The sequence below is a fragment of the Olleya sp. Hel_I_94 genome, assembly GCF_007827365.1.
Taxonomy (GTDB): Bacteria; Bacteroidota; Bacteroidia; order Flavobacteriales; family Flavobacteriaceae; genus Olleya.
This window is the reverse complement of the sequence record NZ_VISI01000002.1, coordinates 40,430-56,929: the sequence shown is the minus strand read 5'-3', so window position 1 is coordinate 56,929 and position 16,500 is coordinate 40,430. Positions and strand designations below refer to the sequence as shown.

Annotated in this window: 17 protein-coding genes; 11 read left to right on the top strand and 6 right to left on the bottom strand. The window is 31.9% G+C overall.

The window, feature by feature from the left end; genetic code table 11:
• Positions 1 to 227 precede the first annotated feature (227 nt).
• From recG to JM82_RS03310, 5 genes are all read left to right on the top strand, one after another.
• On the top strand, positions 228 to 2,330 hold the full coding sequence (recG, locus tag JM82_RS03330) for an ATP-dependent DNA helicase RecG (protein ID WP_145001219.1): 2,103 nt from the start codon (positions 228 to 230) through the stop codon (positions 2,328 to 2,330).
• Positions 2,331 to 2,333: 3 nt separating this feature from the next.
• The gene (locus tag JM82_RS03325; protein ID WP_145001217.1) at positions 2,334 to 3,410 is read left to right on the top strand and encodes a flavin monoamine oxidase family protein; all 1,077 of its coding nucleotides are present in this window, start codon (positions 2,334 to 2,336) and stop codon (positions 3,408 to 3,410) included.
• A gap of 176 nt (positions 3,411 to 3,586) precedes the next feature.
• Positions 3,587 to 4,168 (top strand): tRNA-(ms[2]io[6]A)-hydroxylase, encoded by a 582-nt coding sequence (locus tag JM82_RS03320; protein WP_145001215.1) that lies wholly within the window; start codon positions 3,587 to 3,589, stop codon positions 4,166 to 4,168.
• Between the two features lie 88 nt (positions 4,169 to 4,256).
• Complete coding sequence (locus JM82_RS03315; protein ID WP_145001213.1) at positions 4,257 to 5,138, top strand: LysR family transcriptional regulator; 882 nt, start codon at positions 4,257 to 4,259, stop codon at positions 5,136 to 5,138.
• A 79-nt stretch (positions 5,139 to 5,217) separates the two neighbouring features.
• A complete protein-coding gene (locus JM82_RS03310) occupies positions 5,218 to 6,138 on the top strand; it encodes a YeiH family protein (protein WP_145001211.1) in 921 nt (306 codons plus the stop codon).
• A gap of 20 nt (positions 6,139 to 6,158) precedes the next feature.
• Here JM82_RS03310 and JM82_RS03305 read toward each other — a convergent pair whose 3' ends face one another.
• From JM82_RS03305 to JM82_RS03295, 3 genes are all read right to left on the bottom strand, one after another.
• Entirely contained in the window at positions 6,159 to 7,367 is a 1,209-nt protein-coding gene (locus JM82_RS03305; RefSeq protein ID WP_145001209.1) for a peroxiredoxin family protein, read from the bottom strand.
• Positions 7,368 to 7,474: 107 nt separating this feature from the next.
• Positions 7,475 to 8,209, bottom strand: a complete 735-nt coding sequence (locus JM82_RS03300; protein WP_145001207.1) for a hypothetical protein — start codon at positions 8,207 to 8,209, stop codon at positions 7,475 to 7,477.
• 4 nt (positions 8,210 to 8,213) lie between these two features.
• Positions 8,214 to 8,414, bottom strand: a complete 201-nt coding sequence (locus JM82_RS03295) for a hypothetical protein (protein WP_145001205.1) — start codon at positions 8,412 to 8,414, stop codon at positions 8,214 to 8,216.
• 247 nt (positions 8,415 to 8,661) lie between these two features.
• On the opposite strand from JM82_RS03295, the gene pheT reads away from it, so the two are divergent.
• The 5 genes from pheT to JM82_RS03270 all read left to right on the top strand — a co-directional run bounded on the left by pheT (position 8,662) and on the right by JM82_RS03270 (position 12,025).
• Entirely contained in the window at positions 8,662 to 11,091 is a 2,430-nt protein-coding gene (pheT, locus tag JM82_RS03290) for a phenylalanine--tRNA ligase subunit beta (protein WP_145001203.1), read from the top strand.
• 2 nt (positions 11,092 to 11,093) lie between these two features.
• Positions 11,094 to 11,294, top strand: coding sequence for a hypothetical protein (locus JM82_RS03285; protein WP_145001201.1), 201 nt, complete (start codon positions 11,094 to 11,096; stop codon positions 11,292 to 11,294).
• Positions 11,295 to 11,306: 12 nt separating this feature from the next.
• The gene (locus JM82_RS03280; RefSeq protein ID WP_145001199.1) at positions 11,307 to 11,504 is read left to right on the top strand and encodes a hypothetical protein; all 198 of its coding nucleotides are present in this window, start codon (positions 11,307 to 11,309) and stop codon (positions 11,502 to 11,504) included.
• A 10-nt stretch (positions 11,505 to 11,514) separates the two neighbouring features.
• Positions 11,515 to 11,712 carry a hypothetical protein gene (locus tag JM82_RS03275; RefSeq protein WP_145001197.1) on the top strand — a complete coding sequence of 66 codons (198 nt, stop codon included), beginning with the start codon at positions 11,515 to 11,517 and terminating at the stop codon, positions 11,710 to 11,712.
• A gap of 82 nt (positions 11,713 to 11,794) precedes the next feature.
• A complete protein-coding gene (locus JM82_RS03270) occupies positions 11,795 to 12,025 on the top strand; it encodes a DUF2007 domain-containing protein (RefSeq protein ID WP_261375284.1) in 231 nt (76 codons plus the stop codon).
• Positions 12,026 to 12,089: 64 nt separating this feature from the next.
• On the opposite strand, the gene JM82_RS03265 is transcribed toward JM82_RS03270, so the two are convergent.
• Positions 12,090 to 12,671: a fasciclin domain-containing protein gene (locus JM82_RS03265; RefSeq protein WP_145001193.1), complete on the bottom strand. Its 582-nt coding sequence runs from the start codon at positions 12,669 to 12,671 to the stop codon at positions 12,090 to 12,092.
• A gap of 189 nt (positions 12,672 to 12,860) precedes the next feature.
• A complete protein-coding gene (locus tag JM82_RS03260; RefSeq protein WP_145001191.1) occupies positions 12,861 to 14,480 on the bottom strand; it encodes an ABC-F family ATP-binding cassette domain-containing protein in 1,620 nt (539 codons plus the stop codon).
• 199 nt (positions 14,481 to 14,679) lie between these two features.
• Here JM82_RS03260 and JM82_RS03255 point away from each other — a divergent pair, with 199 nt between their 5' ends.
• On the top strand, positions 14,680 to 16,062 hold the full coding sequence (locus JM82_RS03255) for a hypothetical protein (protein ID WP_145001189.1): 1,383 nt from the start codon (positions 14,680 to 14,682) through the stop codon (positions 16,060 to 16,062).
• 76 nt (positions 16,063 to 16,138) lie between these two features.
• On the opposite strand, the gene JM82_RS03250 is transcribed toward JM82_RS03255, so the two are convergent.
• Positions 16,139 to 16,495: a heavy-metal-associated domain-containing protein gene (locus tag JM82_RS03250; protein ID WP_145001187.1), complete on the bottom strand. Its 357-nt coding sequence runs from the start codon at positions 16,493 to 16,495 to the stop codon at positions 16,139 to 16,141.
• Positions 16,496 to 16,500 lie beyond the last annotated feature (5 nt).

The following is a 16,500-nucleotide window of genomic DNA, read 5'->3' as shown; positions in this document are numbered from 1 at the left end:
ACGATACGCAATAACTGAAACATACAAAGCAATTAACAACACGTCAGTTCGAGTGCTTCGACCTTAGGAGAAGTTTATCAAGAACCAAGCACTACTCTTAACGCTTCTCGATACAATTTGATCGTGCCTCACAAATCAATCGAAGTGACGAAACATAATAACTGTAACATACAAAGCAAATCAATTTAACTTTCACTTTAAATCAAAATAGATTAATTTCGTTGTTTATGAGTACTAACTTACAAACTCCTATAGATTACCTAAAAGGCGTCGGACCAAATCGTGCAGATTTGTTGCGCAAGGAGTTGGGTATTCACACCTATCAAGATTTAATAAATCTGTTTCCAAACAGATATTTAGATCGTACAAAATATTACAAAATCAACCAATTATTACCAAATGCAGCAGAGGTGCAAATTGTTGGAAAAATTGTAAAATTTGAAGAGATTGCCCAGAAAAGAGGCAAGCGATTAGTAGCCACTTTTAAGGACGAAACTGGCACTATGGAATTGGTCTGGTTTAGAGGTCAAAAATGGATTAAAGAAGGTTTAAAATTAAATGCAACTTACGTCATTTTTGGAAAAACAAACCTGTTTGCAAACAAGTATAATATGCCTCATCCTGACATAGAATTATTGTCGGAACACGAAGCCAATTTACGAAGTGCAATGCAAGCTATTTACCCTTCAACTGAGAAGTTAGCAAACCGAGGAATTAGCAATCGCGTGATGACAAAAATCATGCAAAATTTGTTCCTTGAAACCAAGGGTAGATTTGTTGAAACTTTGTCCGAAAAACTGCTCTCAGAAAACAAATTAATTTCTAAATCTGAAGCCCTTTTAAATGTTCATTTTCCGAAGGATCAAAACGCACTTTCTAAAGCCGAATTTAGACTAAAATTTGAAGAGTTATTTTACATACAATTACAATTAATTCTCAAAAATTTAATTCATAAAACTAAAATAAAAGGGTTTCCATTTACAACCGTCGGAACACAATTTAATACGTTTTTCAAAAACCATTTACCGTTTGAATTAACCAATGCACAAAAACGAGTACTTAAAGAAATTAGGTCAGATTTAGGTAGCAATGCCCAAATGAATCGTCTTTTACAAGGTGATGTTGGCTCTGGAAAAACAATAGTTGCGTTAATGTCAATGTTAATAGCACTTGACAACGGTTTTCAAGCTTGCTTAATGGCACCTACTGAAATTTTGTCAGTACAGCACTATAATGGATTAATTGAACTATGCAACGAATTAGAAATCAGCATTAAACTACTTACAGGTTCAAGTAAAACTTCAGAACGAAGAGAAATACATAAAATGTTAGAAAATGGCGAATTAGACATACTAATTGGCACACATGCAGTTTTGGAAGACAAGGTTAAATTTAAAAATTTAGGACTTGCAATTATTGACGAGCAACACCGTTTTGGAGTTAAGCAACGTGCAAAGCTTTGGAAAAAAAACACCCTTCCTCCTCACGTTTTGGTCATGACCGCAACTCCAATCCCTAGGACTTTGGCGATGTCAGTTTATGGTGATTTAGACATCTCCATAATTGACGAATTACCTCCTGGAAGACAACCCATAAAAACAGTCCATAGATACGACTCAAATCGCCTAAAAGTTTTCCGTTTTATTCGTGACGAAATTGCTAAAAAAAGACAGGTCTATATCGTCTATCCTTTGATCCAAGAAAACGCCCAAATGGACTACAAAGATTTGATGGATGGATACGAAAGTTTGACGCGAGATTTCCCGATGCCAGAGTATCAAATTTCCATCGTTCATGGCAAAATGAAACCTGCAGATAAGGAGTTTGAAATGCAACGTTTTGTTAAAGGAGAAACACAAATTATGGTCGCAACTACCGTTATAGAAGTTGGTGTAAATGTACCCAATGCTTCGGTCATGATAATTGAAAGTGCAGAGCGTTTTGGACTGTCACAATTACACCAATTAAGAGGTCGTGTTGGACGAGGTGCAGAACAAAGTTATTGCATATTAATGACCAGTCATAAATTGTCCGAAAATAGCAAAACACGCATCCAAACCATGACTAGTACAAATGATGGTTTTGAGATTGCCGAAGTGGATTTAAGACTTCGTGGACCAGGAGATATTATGGGTACACAACAAAGCGGAATTTTAAATTTACGCATCGCAGATATTGTAAAAGATAACGACATTTTACAACACGCGCGTTATTGGGCAAAAGACCTTTTAACTAAAGATCCAAGTTTAAGTAGTCCAGAAAATGCAATTATTTTAGAGACTTACCGACAAATGAGTAAGTATAAAAACATTTGGAATTACATTAGCTAAAACATGACTAAACAACATACTGACGTCCTTATTATTGGAGCAGGATTAACTGGCTTGACGCTAGCCTTTTTACTTAAGGACCTTAATATTAAAACAACTATTTTAGAAGCTAATACACGTATTGGCGGACGTATTATTACAAAACGCAATATTAATCAGGCACCAATAGATTTAGGCGCAACGTGGCTTGTCCCACAACAATCCAATGTCTTACAATTACTTAAAACACTTAATATTGACGTCTTTGAGCAATTTTACGGATCCACAGCTATTTACCAACCAGATCCAAACAAACAACCGCAACTAGTGTCTTTACCCAGTAATGATTCGGTGAGTTACCGCATCAAAAACGGAACACAAACCTTAATTGAAACGCTTACAAATCAATTAAAAAACACAAGTGTTATTACTGAGACAAGCGTTATTTCAATTCAGCTTAAAGCTGAAAATCTAGAAGTACAAACTAATAAGCAAACCTATTATTCAAAATATGTTGTATCAACCTTACCTCCTGCCTTGTTTAATCAAAACATTAGTGTTACCCCAAAATTACCTAGTGTAATTACGGACGTCTTATCTAAAACACATACTTGGATGCACAACTCTATTAGAGTTGGTTTTACTTACAAAACACCCTTCTGGAAACATCCTCAAAGCAGCGGAACGATTTATGCTAATTCTGGACCTTTACAAGAGTTTTACGACCATTCTAATGCTGAGCAATCAATTTATGCTTTAAGCGGTTTTATGAGCTCTAATTTAAGCGATGTGAGCAAAGAGGAACGCAAACAACTTGCTTTAGAGCAATTACAAAGTTATTATGGCGATCAAGCATTAGGCTATCTAAGTTACGAAGAGTGTGTATGGAAAGACGAAAAACATACAACGACTACTGACAACAACTTTTTAATGCCACAACAAAATAATGGACATCCAGTGTTTAAAAATGAATTATTAGGCAATAAACTTTTTATTGCTGGAGCAGAAACCAGCCCTGTGTTTTCCGGTAAAATGGAAGCTGCTGTTAGTAGTGCAAGACATGTTTTTAATTCGCTTAAAGCGGAAATTAATAGCTATTGAATTGCTTCTAGACACAATTTGCTCATGCTTCACAAATCACTTGAAGTGACATAATGTAACAGAACCTAATTTGGTATTAACCAAATGAAAAGACATTACTTTAATAGTATAAAATATAATTATCTTTGCACAACCTTTACAAGCACAAAGCCAAAACCTAAAAGCGCACTACAATTATGCTACACCTAAAACTAGAAACCGATCCACGTTGGGTTACCATTGCAGAATCTAATTTAGAAGAAATACTTACAGACCACGCTTGGTGTGAGCAAAAAGCAGCCACTAACGCGATTACTATTATTACCCATAACTCAGAAAAAGTAGACTTAGTAACAGAACTTTTAGAATTAGCTAAAGAAGAATTGGAACATTTCCAGATGGTACATGAAATTATTAAAAAACGAGGTTATACTTTAGGTCGTGAGCGCAAAGACCATTATGTAAATGAGCTTTATAAATTTATGAATAAAGGCGGAAGCAGACTGCAGTCTATGGTTGACCGCTTACTGTTTTCTGCAATGATTGAAGCGCGTAGTTGCGAGCGTTTTAAACTATTATCAGAACGCATAAACGACGAAGAATTATCTAAGTTTTACTATGACTTGATGGTCAGCGAAGCAGGACATTACACGACATTTATCACTTTTGCAAGAAAATATGGTCAAGACATTGATGTTGATAAACGCTGGAAAGAATTGGTTGAGTTTGAAGGCGAACTAATTAAAAGCTACGGAAAAAGCGAAAGCATACATGGCTAATTAAAACTGATTAGCTTTATTGTAAAATCTTCTATAAGCAAAAAAAAAAAAGACAGCACTAACGATTTTAAATATACGTCAAAAATTAATGAAAACTAAACTACATATATTTAAAATCGTTGCTAAACACTTAAGTTTTACTAAGGCTGCAGAGCAACTATATTTATCCCAACCTGCAATTTCAAAAGCCATAAAAAACTTAGAGCAAGACTATAAAACCACTCTATTTATTAGAAAAAGAAATTCGATTGAACTTACTGCTGAAGGTAAATCCTTTTTAATTTACACTAATAAAATATTGACTATTTATTCCGAAATGGATGAACGGTTTCTTCTTAAAAAAGAAAACATTCCAGATTTTATCCATTTTGGAGTTAGCACCACAATTTCTAATTACATTATACCTAAAACAATAGCTAAATTTAGGGCACAATACCCAGAAACCAAATTTAATATCATCAGTAATAATTCTGAAACCATAGAAAATTTGATTCTAAATGAAGATATCGACTTTGGAATCACCGAAGGAAGTAGCGCTAATCCCAAATTACATTTTGAAAAGTTTATAAAAGATGAAATTGTACTAGTTACAAATGCTAAAAACTACAGTTTCCCGAAAGGTAGTATTGATATAAACACGTTACAAGACTTACCTATGATTGAGCGTGAAACTGGATCAGGAACAAAAGAAATTATCGATGCTTTTTTATCAAAAAATAATATTAGCAAGCTAAATAGCGTCGTATCTTTTAATAGCACTGAAGCTATTAAAAGTTATTTATTAAACTCTGATCATTACGCCTTATTATCGATACACTCCATTACAGACGATTTAAAAAATAATAAGCTTAGAATTATAGATATTAAAGATTTGGATATTCAACGCTGGTTTTACTTTGTAAAAAGGACAGGATACCTATCTCACACTTTTGATTACTTTAAAAAAATAATACGTTTTAATTATAACTAAAAGTTATCGCTTATAACTATTTACATTGCTTTAAAGTTATTAACTACACCTACTTTTGTATCAAACAAATCTGTTTGATATGAAAAATGTAATATCCAAAATAGTTTACTTTACATTAATAACTTTGTGTCTACTAGGATTTATAAACAGTCCATTAGCGTTGATATTAGGTTTTTTATTTGCTATTATATTTAAGAATCCTATTAAGCAATATAGCCATAAATTTATACACTATCTTTTAAAACTATCTGTTATAGGATTAGGTTTTGGCATGTATCTATTTGAAACATTAGAGACTAGTAAAACCAGCTTTAACTTGACATTTTACACCATTACACTAACGATAGTTTTAGGTTTAATATTAACAAAAGTTTTAAAAATAGATTTAAAACTTGGTCACCTTATTACTTCTGGAACAGCCATTTGTGGAGGTAGTGCTATTGCTGCAATTGCACCAATTATAAAAGCAAAAAGCAATACGATTAGTCTTGCTTTAGGCATTGTGTTTTTACTAAACGCTGTGGCTTTGTTTGTGTTTCCAACGATAGGACATTTTTTAAACTTGACACAAGAACAATTTGGGTTATGGTGTGCTGTTGCTATACACGATACAAGCTCTGTAGTTGGAGCTGCTTTAAATTATGGAGAGGAAGCCTTAAGAATCGCTACTACAGTAAAACTATCTAGAACGCTTTGGATTATTCCGTTGTCCTTTTTTTCGATGTTATTTTTTAAAACCAATCAAGGAAAACTAAAAATCCCTTACTTTATTATTTTATTTATACTTGCTATAACTATAAATAGCTATCAAATACTACCACCTTACATTACCACTTTTATTGTGTCACTATCAAAACGTCTTTTACTTGTTACACTATTTATTGTAGGTTCAACAATTTCTATTAAAGAGCTTAAAGCTACTGGTTTAAAACCTATCACACTAGCAGTTGTTTTATGGGTATTTATTTCGCTGTTTTCTTTATGGTATATTTTAAAATAGACATTATTAAACCAAAAGTTTTATTCGTTTAACAACATATCCATAAAGGCGTTAAACTCAGTTTTAAAGTCCGTGTATTTGTCTCCTGTTGCTGGACCATTAAAACCTGTATGTATTTTACGTACTTTACCAGTTTTATCTATAAATATAGACGTTGGATAACTTAATACGTGGTTTAACATAGGGAGTTTATCGTTAGCAGCAGTTTTACTAGTTGATCCGGTTTGCGCTAATAATATTGGATAGTTAATATCTAGCCTATCCTTTAAGCGGTTTATAAAACTAAAGGCTTTGGCTTCGGTTTTAGCATATTCAAACGCTAACGCGACAAACTGAATGTCTTTATCTTTATTTGCATTATAATATTGTGTATAAAATTTACTTTCGTCTAAACAATTTGGACACCATGTACCCATAATCTGTACAACTACAACTTTGTTTTTAAAGCGATCATCTTTTAAAGACACTTGTTTACCATCTGTATCCGGAAAGCTAAATGCTAGAGTATCATACCCTTCTTTTAAAAAAGTCAAATTATTAGCGCTAGCTAATTGGTAGTTATCATTACGTTTAGCTGTAAATGGCTCTTTCCAGTGATTACCAGAGTAAAACTGTCCATTAATTGTACTATCTGTAACGGTTCCGGTAAACAAAAAGGCATGTGCACCATCAAAAGTTGATAATTGTAATTGATTACCATCAACAATCCCTTCTAGATAACGATAATCTCCAGTTTCGGTCATAAAAGTACCTGTTACAATATTATCGTTTTGTTTAAAAACCCCTTTAGCGACGTACTTATCAGCTTCGGTATTTGGACTAAAAACAGTTTCCCATTCTCCAGTAATATTAGTTTCCGCTTTAGCGTTATTATCAAATCTACTTTCATTTTTTGACGCTGTAAAAGCTTGTTGACGTCCTTTTTCTTCAACAACAAAGCGACCATTTAGGGTTTGATCTTTAATTTTTGCAATTAATAAGCCTTCAAACACTGGCAATTTAATGTAAACCGAATCATTTTTATATTCAATCTCATCCACAGTAATAACCTCATCCGCATTGTAAATTTCTAAGGCATTAGCATCTTTTACGTTAAAGATAAACGGAAGGTTTATAGTGTCATTTACTTTTAATTCGCCTCGATATGTACCAAAAGTTAAAAACTCGGTATCATTATTTTGACAAGATAACATACTAAAAAGTACTAGGATAACTAAAAGTTGACGCATGGTTTAAATGTTTTTTTACAATATTATTCGAAATAACAACAAAATACTTACAAATAAAAAGACATTGCGTTAACAATGTCTTTTTAAAATATAAAATATTATAACTATTACTCTTCAGCAGTTTCTACTTTTTCAAGTTCTACTAACTTTTCTTTATTATTTTGAATTCTAGTTTTAGTTCTTTCAATTGCACTTTCATGCTTTTTTAGCTTTTCCTCTATTCTTTTAAAAGTAATTTCACGTTTACTAACTTCCTCATCCGTAATAGTTCCTTCTGCTTTTTGGTGCTCTAATTGCGCTTTAGCAGCAGCTAATCTATCCTGACCTTTAGTTACCAATTGGTCGCTAGCATCTATTTTATTATCATATGACGTCATTCTAGATCTCACAGCTTCAATACGCTCTGCTTTATAGGCTTCTTTATCACCTTGAAACGCTTCACGTTTTGCTTTTAATTCTTCTCTTTTTTGTGCCATATCCATACGCTTAGCACTCATTTTTTCTTTCATTTCAGCTTTTAAAGCTTCTTTCTCCTCGCCAGTAGCATTTTCCATTTTAGCCTTCATGTCGGCTTTTTCTTCTAGCATTTCAGACTTCATTTCTTCCTTTTTGGCATGCATTTCTTTTAACTCGCCTTGCTTCTCCTTCAAATTGTCTTTATGCGCTTCTTTTTTGTCATTAATCTGCGCTTTCATTTGCTCCTTTTGAGCTTTCATTTCTGCTTTTTTCTGCTCTGTTTTTTTAACTAATTCAGATTCAGTAGCTATTTGCGCAGTAAGTGTTTGTTGACTACCTACTAAAAATAGTCCTGTACATACTAGTATTATTTTTAAATGCTTCATGTTATTATAGGTTTTCAAGTTCTTTCAATTCTTTTTCTAGTTCATCAGCCTCAAGCTCTAAATCGTTTACTAGACTATCCGTTTCAACTTCAATAGTTTCGATTTGCTCTGTCGCTTTTACTGCTGCATCATCCTTTTTAGAATCTCTGCAAGAAGCAACTGAAAATAACACAACAAGTAATGCTATTTTAAAAATAGTTTTCATCTTTTAATGGTTTTAATGATTAATATCTATCTAATATACGGTAATAAAAGCCTAATTAGATTTTTAAGTATATGTCTTTTATTTAAATTACAGATAAAACGCCATGTTTTTTCGATATAAAACTATAACAATTTTCTTTATCTGTAATTAGTCCTAAAAAAATGCTTTAAAAATGAAATAAAAGCTGTTTTTTAAATCCTTAAAACTACTAAGTATTGTTATATTTGTGCACTTAATTAGTATACAAATGAAGATTTCTTACAACTGGATTAAACAATTTATAAAAATTGATTGGACTCCAGAACAAACTAGCGAATTACTTACAGATTTAGGTTTAGAAGTTGAAGGCTTAGACCTATACCAAAGCGTTAAAGGAGGTTTAGATGGTGTTGTTGTTGGCGAGGTTTTAACTTGCGTACAACATAGCAATGCAGACAAACTAAAAGTAACTACTGTTAATATTGGGCAAGATCAACCTGTGCAAATTGTATGTGGTGCTCCTAACGTAGCTGCTGGACAAAAAGTACCTGTTGCAACTATAGGAACTACTTTATATACTGAAGAAGGTGAAGCCTGGACTATCAAAAAAGGTAAAATTAGAGGAGAGGAAAGTCACGGAATGATTTGTGCAGAAGACGAGTTAGGCTTAGGGAAATCTCATGACGGAATTTTAGTTTTACCAGAAGACACTGTTGTTGGTACACCTTGTGCTGATTTGTTTGAAGTAGAAAATGATCAAGTTTTTGAAATTGGATTAACACCTAATCGTGCAGATGCAATGAGCCACTTTGGAACTGCTCGCGATTTAAAAGCTGGATTACAACAAAAAGGAATAAATGTCGAATTAATTACTCCTAGCGTTAGTGCATATCATGTAGATAGCAGAACACTTAAAATTGATGTTGACGTATTAAATAAAGAATTAGCACCAAGATATTGTGGTGTTACCATATCTGGTCTTAAGGTAGAAACCTCTCCAGAGTGGTTACAAAACAGATTAAAAGCTATTGGTTTGTCACCAATTAATAATGTAGTAGATATTACAAACTACGTATTGCACGATTTAGGTCAACCATTACACGCTTTTGATGCTAGTAAAATTACCGGAAATAAAGTTGAAGTTAAAACATTACCAACAGGCACCAAATTTACCACTTTAGATGGCGTAGAGCGTGAATTACATGAAGATGATTTAATGATTTGTAATGCCGAAAAACCTATGTGTATCGCAGGAGTTTTTGGAGGTATAGATAGTGGTGTTACAGAGCATACAACAAACATCTTTTTAGAAAGTGCTTACTTTAACCCTGTAAGTGTGCGTAAAACTGCAAAACGTCATGGATTAAACACAGATGCATCTTTTAGGTTTGAACGTGGTATTGATCCAAAAATAACAGAATACGCTTTAAAACGTGCTGCATTACTAATCCAAGAGATTGCTGGAGGAGAAATTACTAGTGATATAGCAGATATTTATCCTAATAAAATTGAAGACTTTCAGGTTAGATTAAGTTTTGATAAAGTAACTAAACTTATTGGTCAAGAAATACCTACCGAAACTATAAAATCAATCTTAACCTCTTTAGATATTAAAATTAATAGTGTAACAGAAACTGGATTAGGTCTAACTATACCTGCTTTTAGAAACGATGTTACACGTGAAGCTGACGTTATAGAAGAGATTTTAAGAGTCTATGGTTATAATAATATTGAGACTAGCTCTAAACTAAATGCCTCAATATCTAATGCTTCAAGGTTTGAAGACTATAAACTACAAAACCTTGTTGGTAATCAATTAGCAGCTCAAGGCTGGTTTGAGATTATGGCAAACTCTTTAACAAGTGCAAACTATTTAAAACTAACAGAACAGTTAAAAGCAGAGCATAATGTAGAGATGCTAAACCCTTTAAGTCAAGATTTAGGAGTTATGCGTCAAACCTTACTTTTTTCTGGATTAGAAGCTTTAAGTCACAACATTAATAGACGTCAAACTAATTTAAAGTTTTTTGAATTTGGTAAAACCTATCACGACTATAATGGCACACGCGAAGAATATAAACACTTATCATTACTTGTTACAGGATTTAAAACCGAAGAAAACTGGTCAAATGCGCCACAAGTAAAAACCAATTTCTTTTACCTTAAAGGAACTATTGCCAGTGTTTTAGAGCGTCTAGGAATTACACGCTACCAAGAAAGCGCTACGACAAACGATGTGTTTTCCGAAGGTTTGCAGTTTAGCATAGGACGTGATACCTTAGTAAACTTTGGTGTATTAAAATCTAAAATAGCTAAGCATTTTGATATAACTCAAGATATATTTTATGCCGATTTTAATTGGGATACTATTATAGAGGTTGCTAAACGTAACAAAATTAAGTTTACAGCAATACCTAAGTACCCAGAAGTAAGACGTGATTTTGCATTACTGTTAGATCAAAACGTAACCTTTGATAGTCTGCAAGCAATCGCTAAAAAAACAGAAAAACAATTACTTAAAAAAGTAAATTTATTTGATGTTTACCAAGGTAAAAACTTACCAGAAGGCAAAAAAAGTTATGCTGTTAGCTTTACATTTATGGACGAGAGACAAACGCTTACAGATAAAGTAGTTGATAAAATCATGAACAAGCTACAAAACAATTTTGAAAAACAACTTGGTGCAGAGTTAAGGTAATTATGGCTTCTATTTTTAAAAGTAACACGTCTTATCTAATATCAGGACTAGTTTTTTTAGCTTATGCATTTTATAGACTGTATCAATTTTTTAATGAAGCTGCTTTTAATCTAGTAAAATTAATTATTTCATTGGTGTTTTTTGGTTATGGTGGATATGCAATTTACACTTACATAAAAAACACAAAAGACAAACAAGCGTAAACAGATCTAAACATGGAATCGTTAAAAAATAACAAACTTTATAATTTATTTACAGGACTATTATTAATAGGATTTGGGTGCTTTAGATTATACCAACATTTTAATGCTAATCCAACATTAAGCTCGTTTAGACTAGCTATTGCTGTTGCTGCTATAGGTTATGGTATTTATGCACTATATAATTATACGCAATTAAAAAAACAAGACTAATTAGCTACCCATGAAACCTCAACCAAAAAATAATATTTTGAATTTAATTTTAGGCATAGTGTTTATTGCCTATGGTGTATTTAGAATTTACCAATATTTAAATGGAAATCTAACACCTAACACTATTAGATTTATAATAGCTATAGCCTTTATAGGATCAGGTGGTTACAGTTTATACAAGTATTTTACAATTAAAAATATAGAATAATTTAACAAAACTATAATTTTTAAAGACCTATAAACTTCCTTTATTTTTTTGTATATTTAAGTAACAACTTAAATTCAAAATTATGACAGACTATATAAAAATTTTTGAAGGTAACTTTATAATCGTACAATTAATAAAAACCAGATTAGAAGATATTGGAATAAATCCCATTATTAAAGACGAAAATGAATCTGGTCGACTAGGTGGTTTTGTACACGATATACCACGAGTGCCTGAAGTATTTGTTCACGAATCTGAACTTAGTAAAGCACTATCAATTGTTGAAGCTGTAAAAGCAGAAACTAAAGCATAAAAAAAACCTCTTCTATTCTGTAAAGAATGAAGAGGTTTTTTTAGACTATTCAAATACGTTTGTATTATGCTTTTGGTAATAAAACCGAATCAACAACGTGTATTACTCCGTTTGATTGATTTACATCTGCAATAGTAACTTTAGCAGAGTTTCCGTTTTCATCTGTTACATAAACATCTTTTCCTTTTTTCCATGCAGTTAAAGTTCCTCCAGACACAGTGTTAATAACCGCTTTACCATCTCCTTTTTCAATTAAGTTTAAAATTTCTTTAGCGTTCCACTTTCCAACAACAACGTGATATTTTAATACTGTTTGTAATTGCTCTTTATTTTCTGGTTTTAATAAGGTATCTACTGTTCCCATTGGTAACTTATCAAAAGCTGCGTTTGTTGGTGCAAAGACCGTAAAAGGTCCTTCGCTTTGTAAAACATCAACTAATTCTGCTGCTTTAACTGCTGCAACTAACGTTGTGTGATCTTTTGAGTTTACTGCATTCTCTACAATATTTTTTGATGGATACATCTCTGCTCCACCAACCATTTTAGTGTCTTCTTTCATCATTTTTTTGTCTTGAGCTAAACCTAAATTTGCTACAAGCATTACACTAAGTCCTAATACGATTTTTGATAATTTTACTGTTTTCATAATTTTATTGTTTTGGTTTTTAAGTTCGATCTATTTACGAGAGAACTTAAATGTCGGTTTTTAAATTTTTCTATTTAACACATGATTAACTAAAACTATTGATTCATAAATATGAAAAAAAACCAATAAAAAAAAGCCTTCAGAGAGATCTGAAGGCTTTTTAAATATGTAAATAAAATTTTATAATTACTAAGTGTACATTTGGTCTCTTAGTTCTTTTATTTTTTTGTCTTGCATATAATCATCAAACGTAGAATATCTATCAATTACTCCGTTTGGTGTTAACTCTACTACTCTATTAGCTACTGTTTGTGCAAACTCGTGGTCATGAGTTGTAAATAAAACAGTCCCTTTAAAGTTTTTAAGCGAATTATTAAACGCTGTAATACTCTCTAAATCCAAGTGGTTTGTTGGCTCGTCTAATTGTAATACGTTAGCTCTAGTCATCATCATTCTAGATAACATACAACGTACTTTTTCTCCTCCAGACAGTACATTACATTTTTTTAAGGCTTCTTCTCCACTAAAAATCATTTTTCCTAAAAACCCTCTAATATGTACCTCTTCACGTTCTTCTTCTGTTTGAGCCCATTGTCTTAGCCAATCGACTAAAGTCATGTCTGTACTTTCAAAAAACTTACTATTATCCAATGGAAGGTATGATTGTGTTGTTGTAACTCCCCAATCAAATTTACCTGCATCTGCTTTTAGATTGTTATTTAAAATTTCGTAAAACGCAGTAGTTGCTCTAGAATCTCTAGAAAACACGACTACTTTATCTCCTTTTTGTAGATTTAAATCTACATTTTTAAATAACACTTCATCATCAATTGATGCTGCTAAACCTTCGACATTTAAAATTTGATCACCAGCTTCTCTATCTCTGTCAAAAATTATGGCAGGATAACGACGACTGGTTCTTCTAATTTCATCTATATTAAGTTTATCAATCATTTTTTTTCTACTTGTAGCTTGCTTACTTTTTGCTACGTTGGCAGAAAAACGACGGATAAAATCTTCTAATTCTTTTTTCTTCTCTTCAGCTTTTTTGTTTTGCTGTGCATGTTGTCTTGCTGCTAATTGAGAGGACTCATACCAGAAGGTATAGTTACCAGAAAAATGATTAATTTTTCCAAAGTCAATATCACTAATATGTGTACAAACCGCATCTAAAAAGTGTCTATCGTGAGAGACTACAATAACACAGTTATCATAATTAGCTAAAAAGTTTTCTAGCCAAGCAATGGTTTCGTAATCTAAATCATTGGTAGGCTCATCCATAATAAGTACATCAGGATTTCCAAAAAGTGCTTGCGCTAATAACACACGTACTTTTTGTTTTCCGTCCAAATCACCCATTAATGTGTAATGAAACTCTTCTTTTATACCTAGATTAGATAGCATAGCTGCAGCATCACTATCTGCATTCCAACCATTCATTTCTTCAAATTGCACTTGCAGCTCTCCTATTCTCTCAGCGTTTTCATCTGTATAGTCTGCATACAAAGCGTCAATTTCTGTCTTTATTTTATAAAGGGCTTTATTACCTTTTAATATTGTTTCTAAAACAGTGTCTTCGTCATGTTTATTGTGGTCTTGTGTTAAAACCGACATGCGTTTTCCTGCTTCTAAATGTACCTGACCCGAAGTCGGCTCCATCTGTCCAGAAATAATTTTTAAAAATGTAGATTTTCCAGCTCCATTGGCTCCTATAATACCATAACAATTTCCATTATTAAAAGTGGTACTAACTTCATCAAAAAGCACACGCTTACCGAATTGAACTGATAAATTTGATACTGATAACATATCTTGAATTTTAATTTTGTGCAAAAGTAGAAAATTAACATCAAATAGCCATATACATTCAGTCTTTAATAAGTTTTAACAACGCCTTAACACGAGAACTCTTTCGCAAAACATATTTTTGTTTGTAAAATTTTTTGCCCTTATTAATTACCATATGTATACAAGACTATTTATTTATCTTTTACTTTGCTCTAGCGTCATGTTTTCTTGTAAAAAAGATAAGAAGACATTAAAGGATAATACTGCATTTTTTGGAGGCGAAATTATTAACCCAAGCACCAATTATATTATCATTTTTAAATCTTCTGAGATTATTGATACAGTGTTTTTAGATAGTAATAATCGTTTTAAATATGTTTTTGATGACTTTGAGCCTGGATTATTTAGTTTTTACGATGGTAAAGAGTCTCAGTCCTTTTTAATACAGCCTCTAGATAGTATTATGGTAAGAGTTAATACTAAGGAATTTGATGAGTCTTTAGTTTTTAATGGTATTGGAGAAAAGGAAAACAATTACCTGATGGATTTGTTTTTAGAAACAGAACAACAAGAACAAGAAATTTTAAAAATAAGTCAATTAGAACCTAAAGCATTTGAAGCTAAGCTTTCTCAAATTAGACAAAATAAATTAGATAAGCTTTCCAAATTTAATGACAAGCATAAAACTACTGAGCTTTTTGATGCTTATGCTAGAGCCAATATAGATTACAATTATTATTATAGTAAAGAAGCCTATCCGTTTATTAATTATAGCCAAAATGAAGAAGCTATTTTTAACAATCTACCAAGTGACTTTTTTGACTTTAGATCTGATATTGATTATAACAACAAGCTATTAAAAGATTACAGACCTTATGTATCCTTTTTAAGGTTTCATTTTAACAACATAGCCTTACAAGAGCACTTTAAACACTCACAAGACGATACTTACAACAACCAATCTCTAGATTATAATTTAGATAAGCTATCATTAATAGAGCAAAAGGTATCTGACACCTTTATTAAAAACAGATTGTTATATTACAACATGATTAAGTTTATTAATGCTTCAAAAAGTGTAGATGATTATGATACGTTATTAAAATCGTTTCAAGCAAAAAGCACTAATAATGAACAAAAATTTAAAGCGACTAAGCTAGTCAACTCTTATAAACTTTTAAAGCCAGGTCAAGTGATTCCTGATTTAATGGTGATTAATAAAAATGAAGAAACTAAACACTTAAAGGATATTATTACTAAACCATCCATCATTTATTTTTGGGATGCTAAAGATAGATATCACTTAAAAGTTTCTCATGAGCGTGCAAACGATCTTCAAAAAAAATACCCTGAGTTTGATATTATTGCTATTTCTATTAATAAAATAAGTAGCAGAGAGCAAGCCGAAATTTTACGACGTAATAACTTTAGTTTAACCAACGAGTATCATTTTGAAAACGTTGAGGATGCAATTGAACTTCTGTCACTTAAACCCGTTAACAAAATATTTATAGTAGACAAAAATGCTATAATTGTTAACCCTAAAGCTAATATGTTTGATGTTATGATGGAAACTGAGTTATTAGGTTTAATTAATAAGTAAAATTATACATTACTAAATAAGTAATAAAAAAACGCCTGCAAATTGCAGGCGTTTTTTTTATTTCAATTAATTATGATTAATCATTTTTGTGATCATCCTTAACCTCTTCATCCCTGTATTTACAACAATCATGCACAGAACCATAAGCTTCATCTGTTGCTTTATAGTCTTTTGTATCATGACCTACAGCTAATACATTTTGCTCGATAGTTTTTAAACTTGTTTTATTTTCGTCAAAAATTAATTTTAACTCATGCGTTTCGACATTCCAAATAGCACTTTTAACACCTTTGGTTTTAAAACATGCTTTTTCGATTCTTGATTTGCACATCATGCAAACACCATCAACTTCTAAACTTTCTCTTTTGTTTTTGTCTTGTGCAAAACTTACTGTTGATGCAATCATTATTAATACTAATACTAGTTTTTTCATTTTAT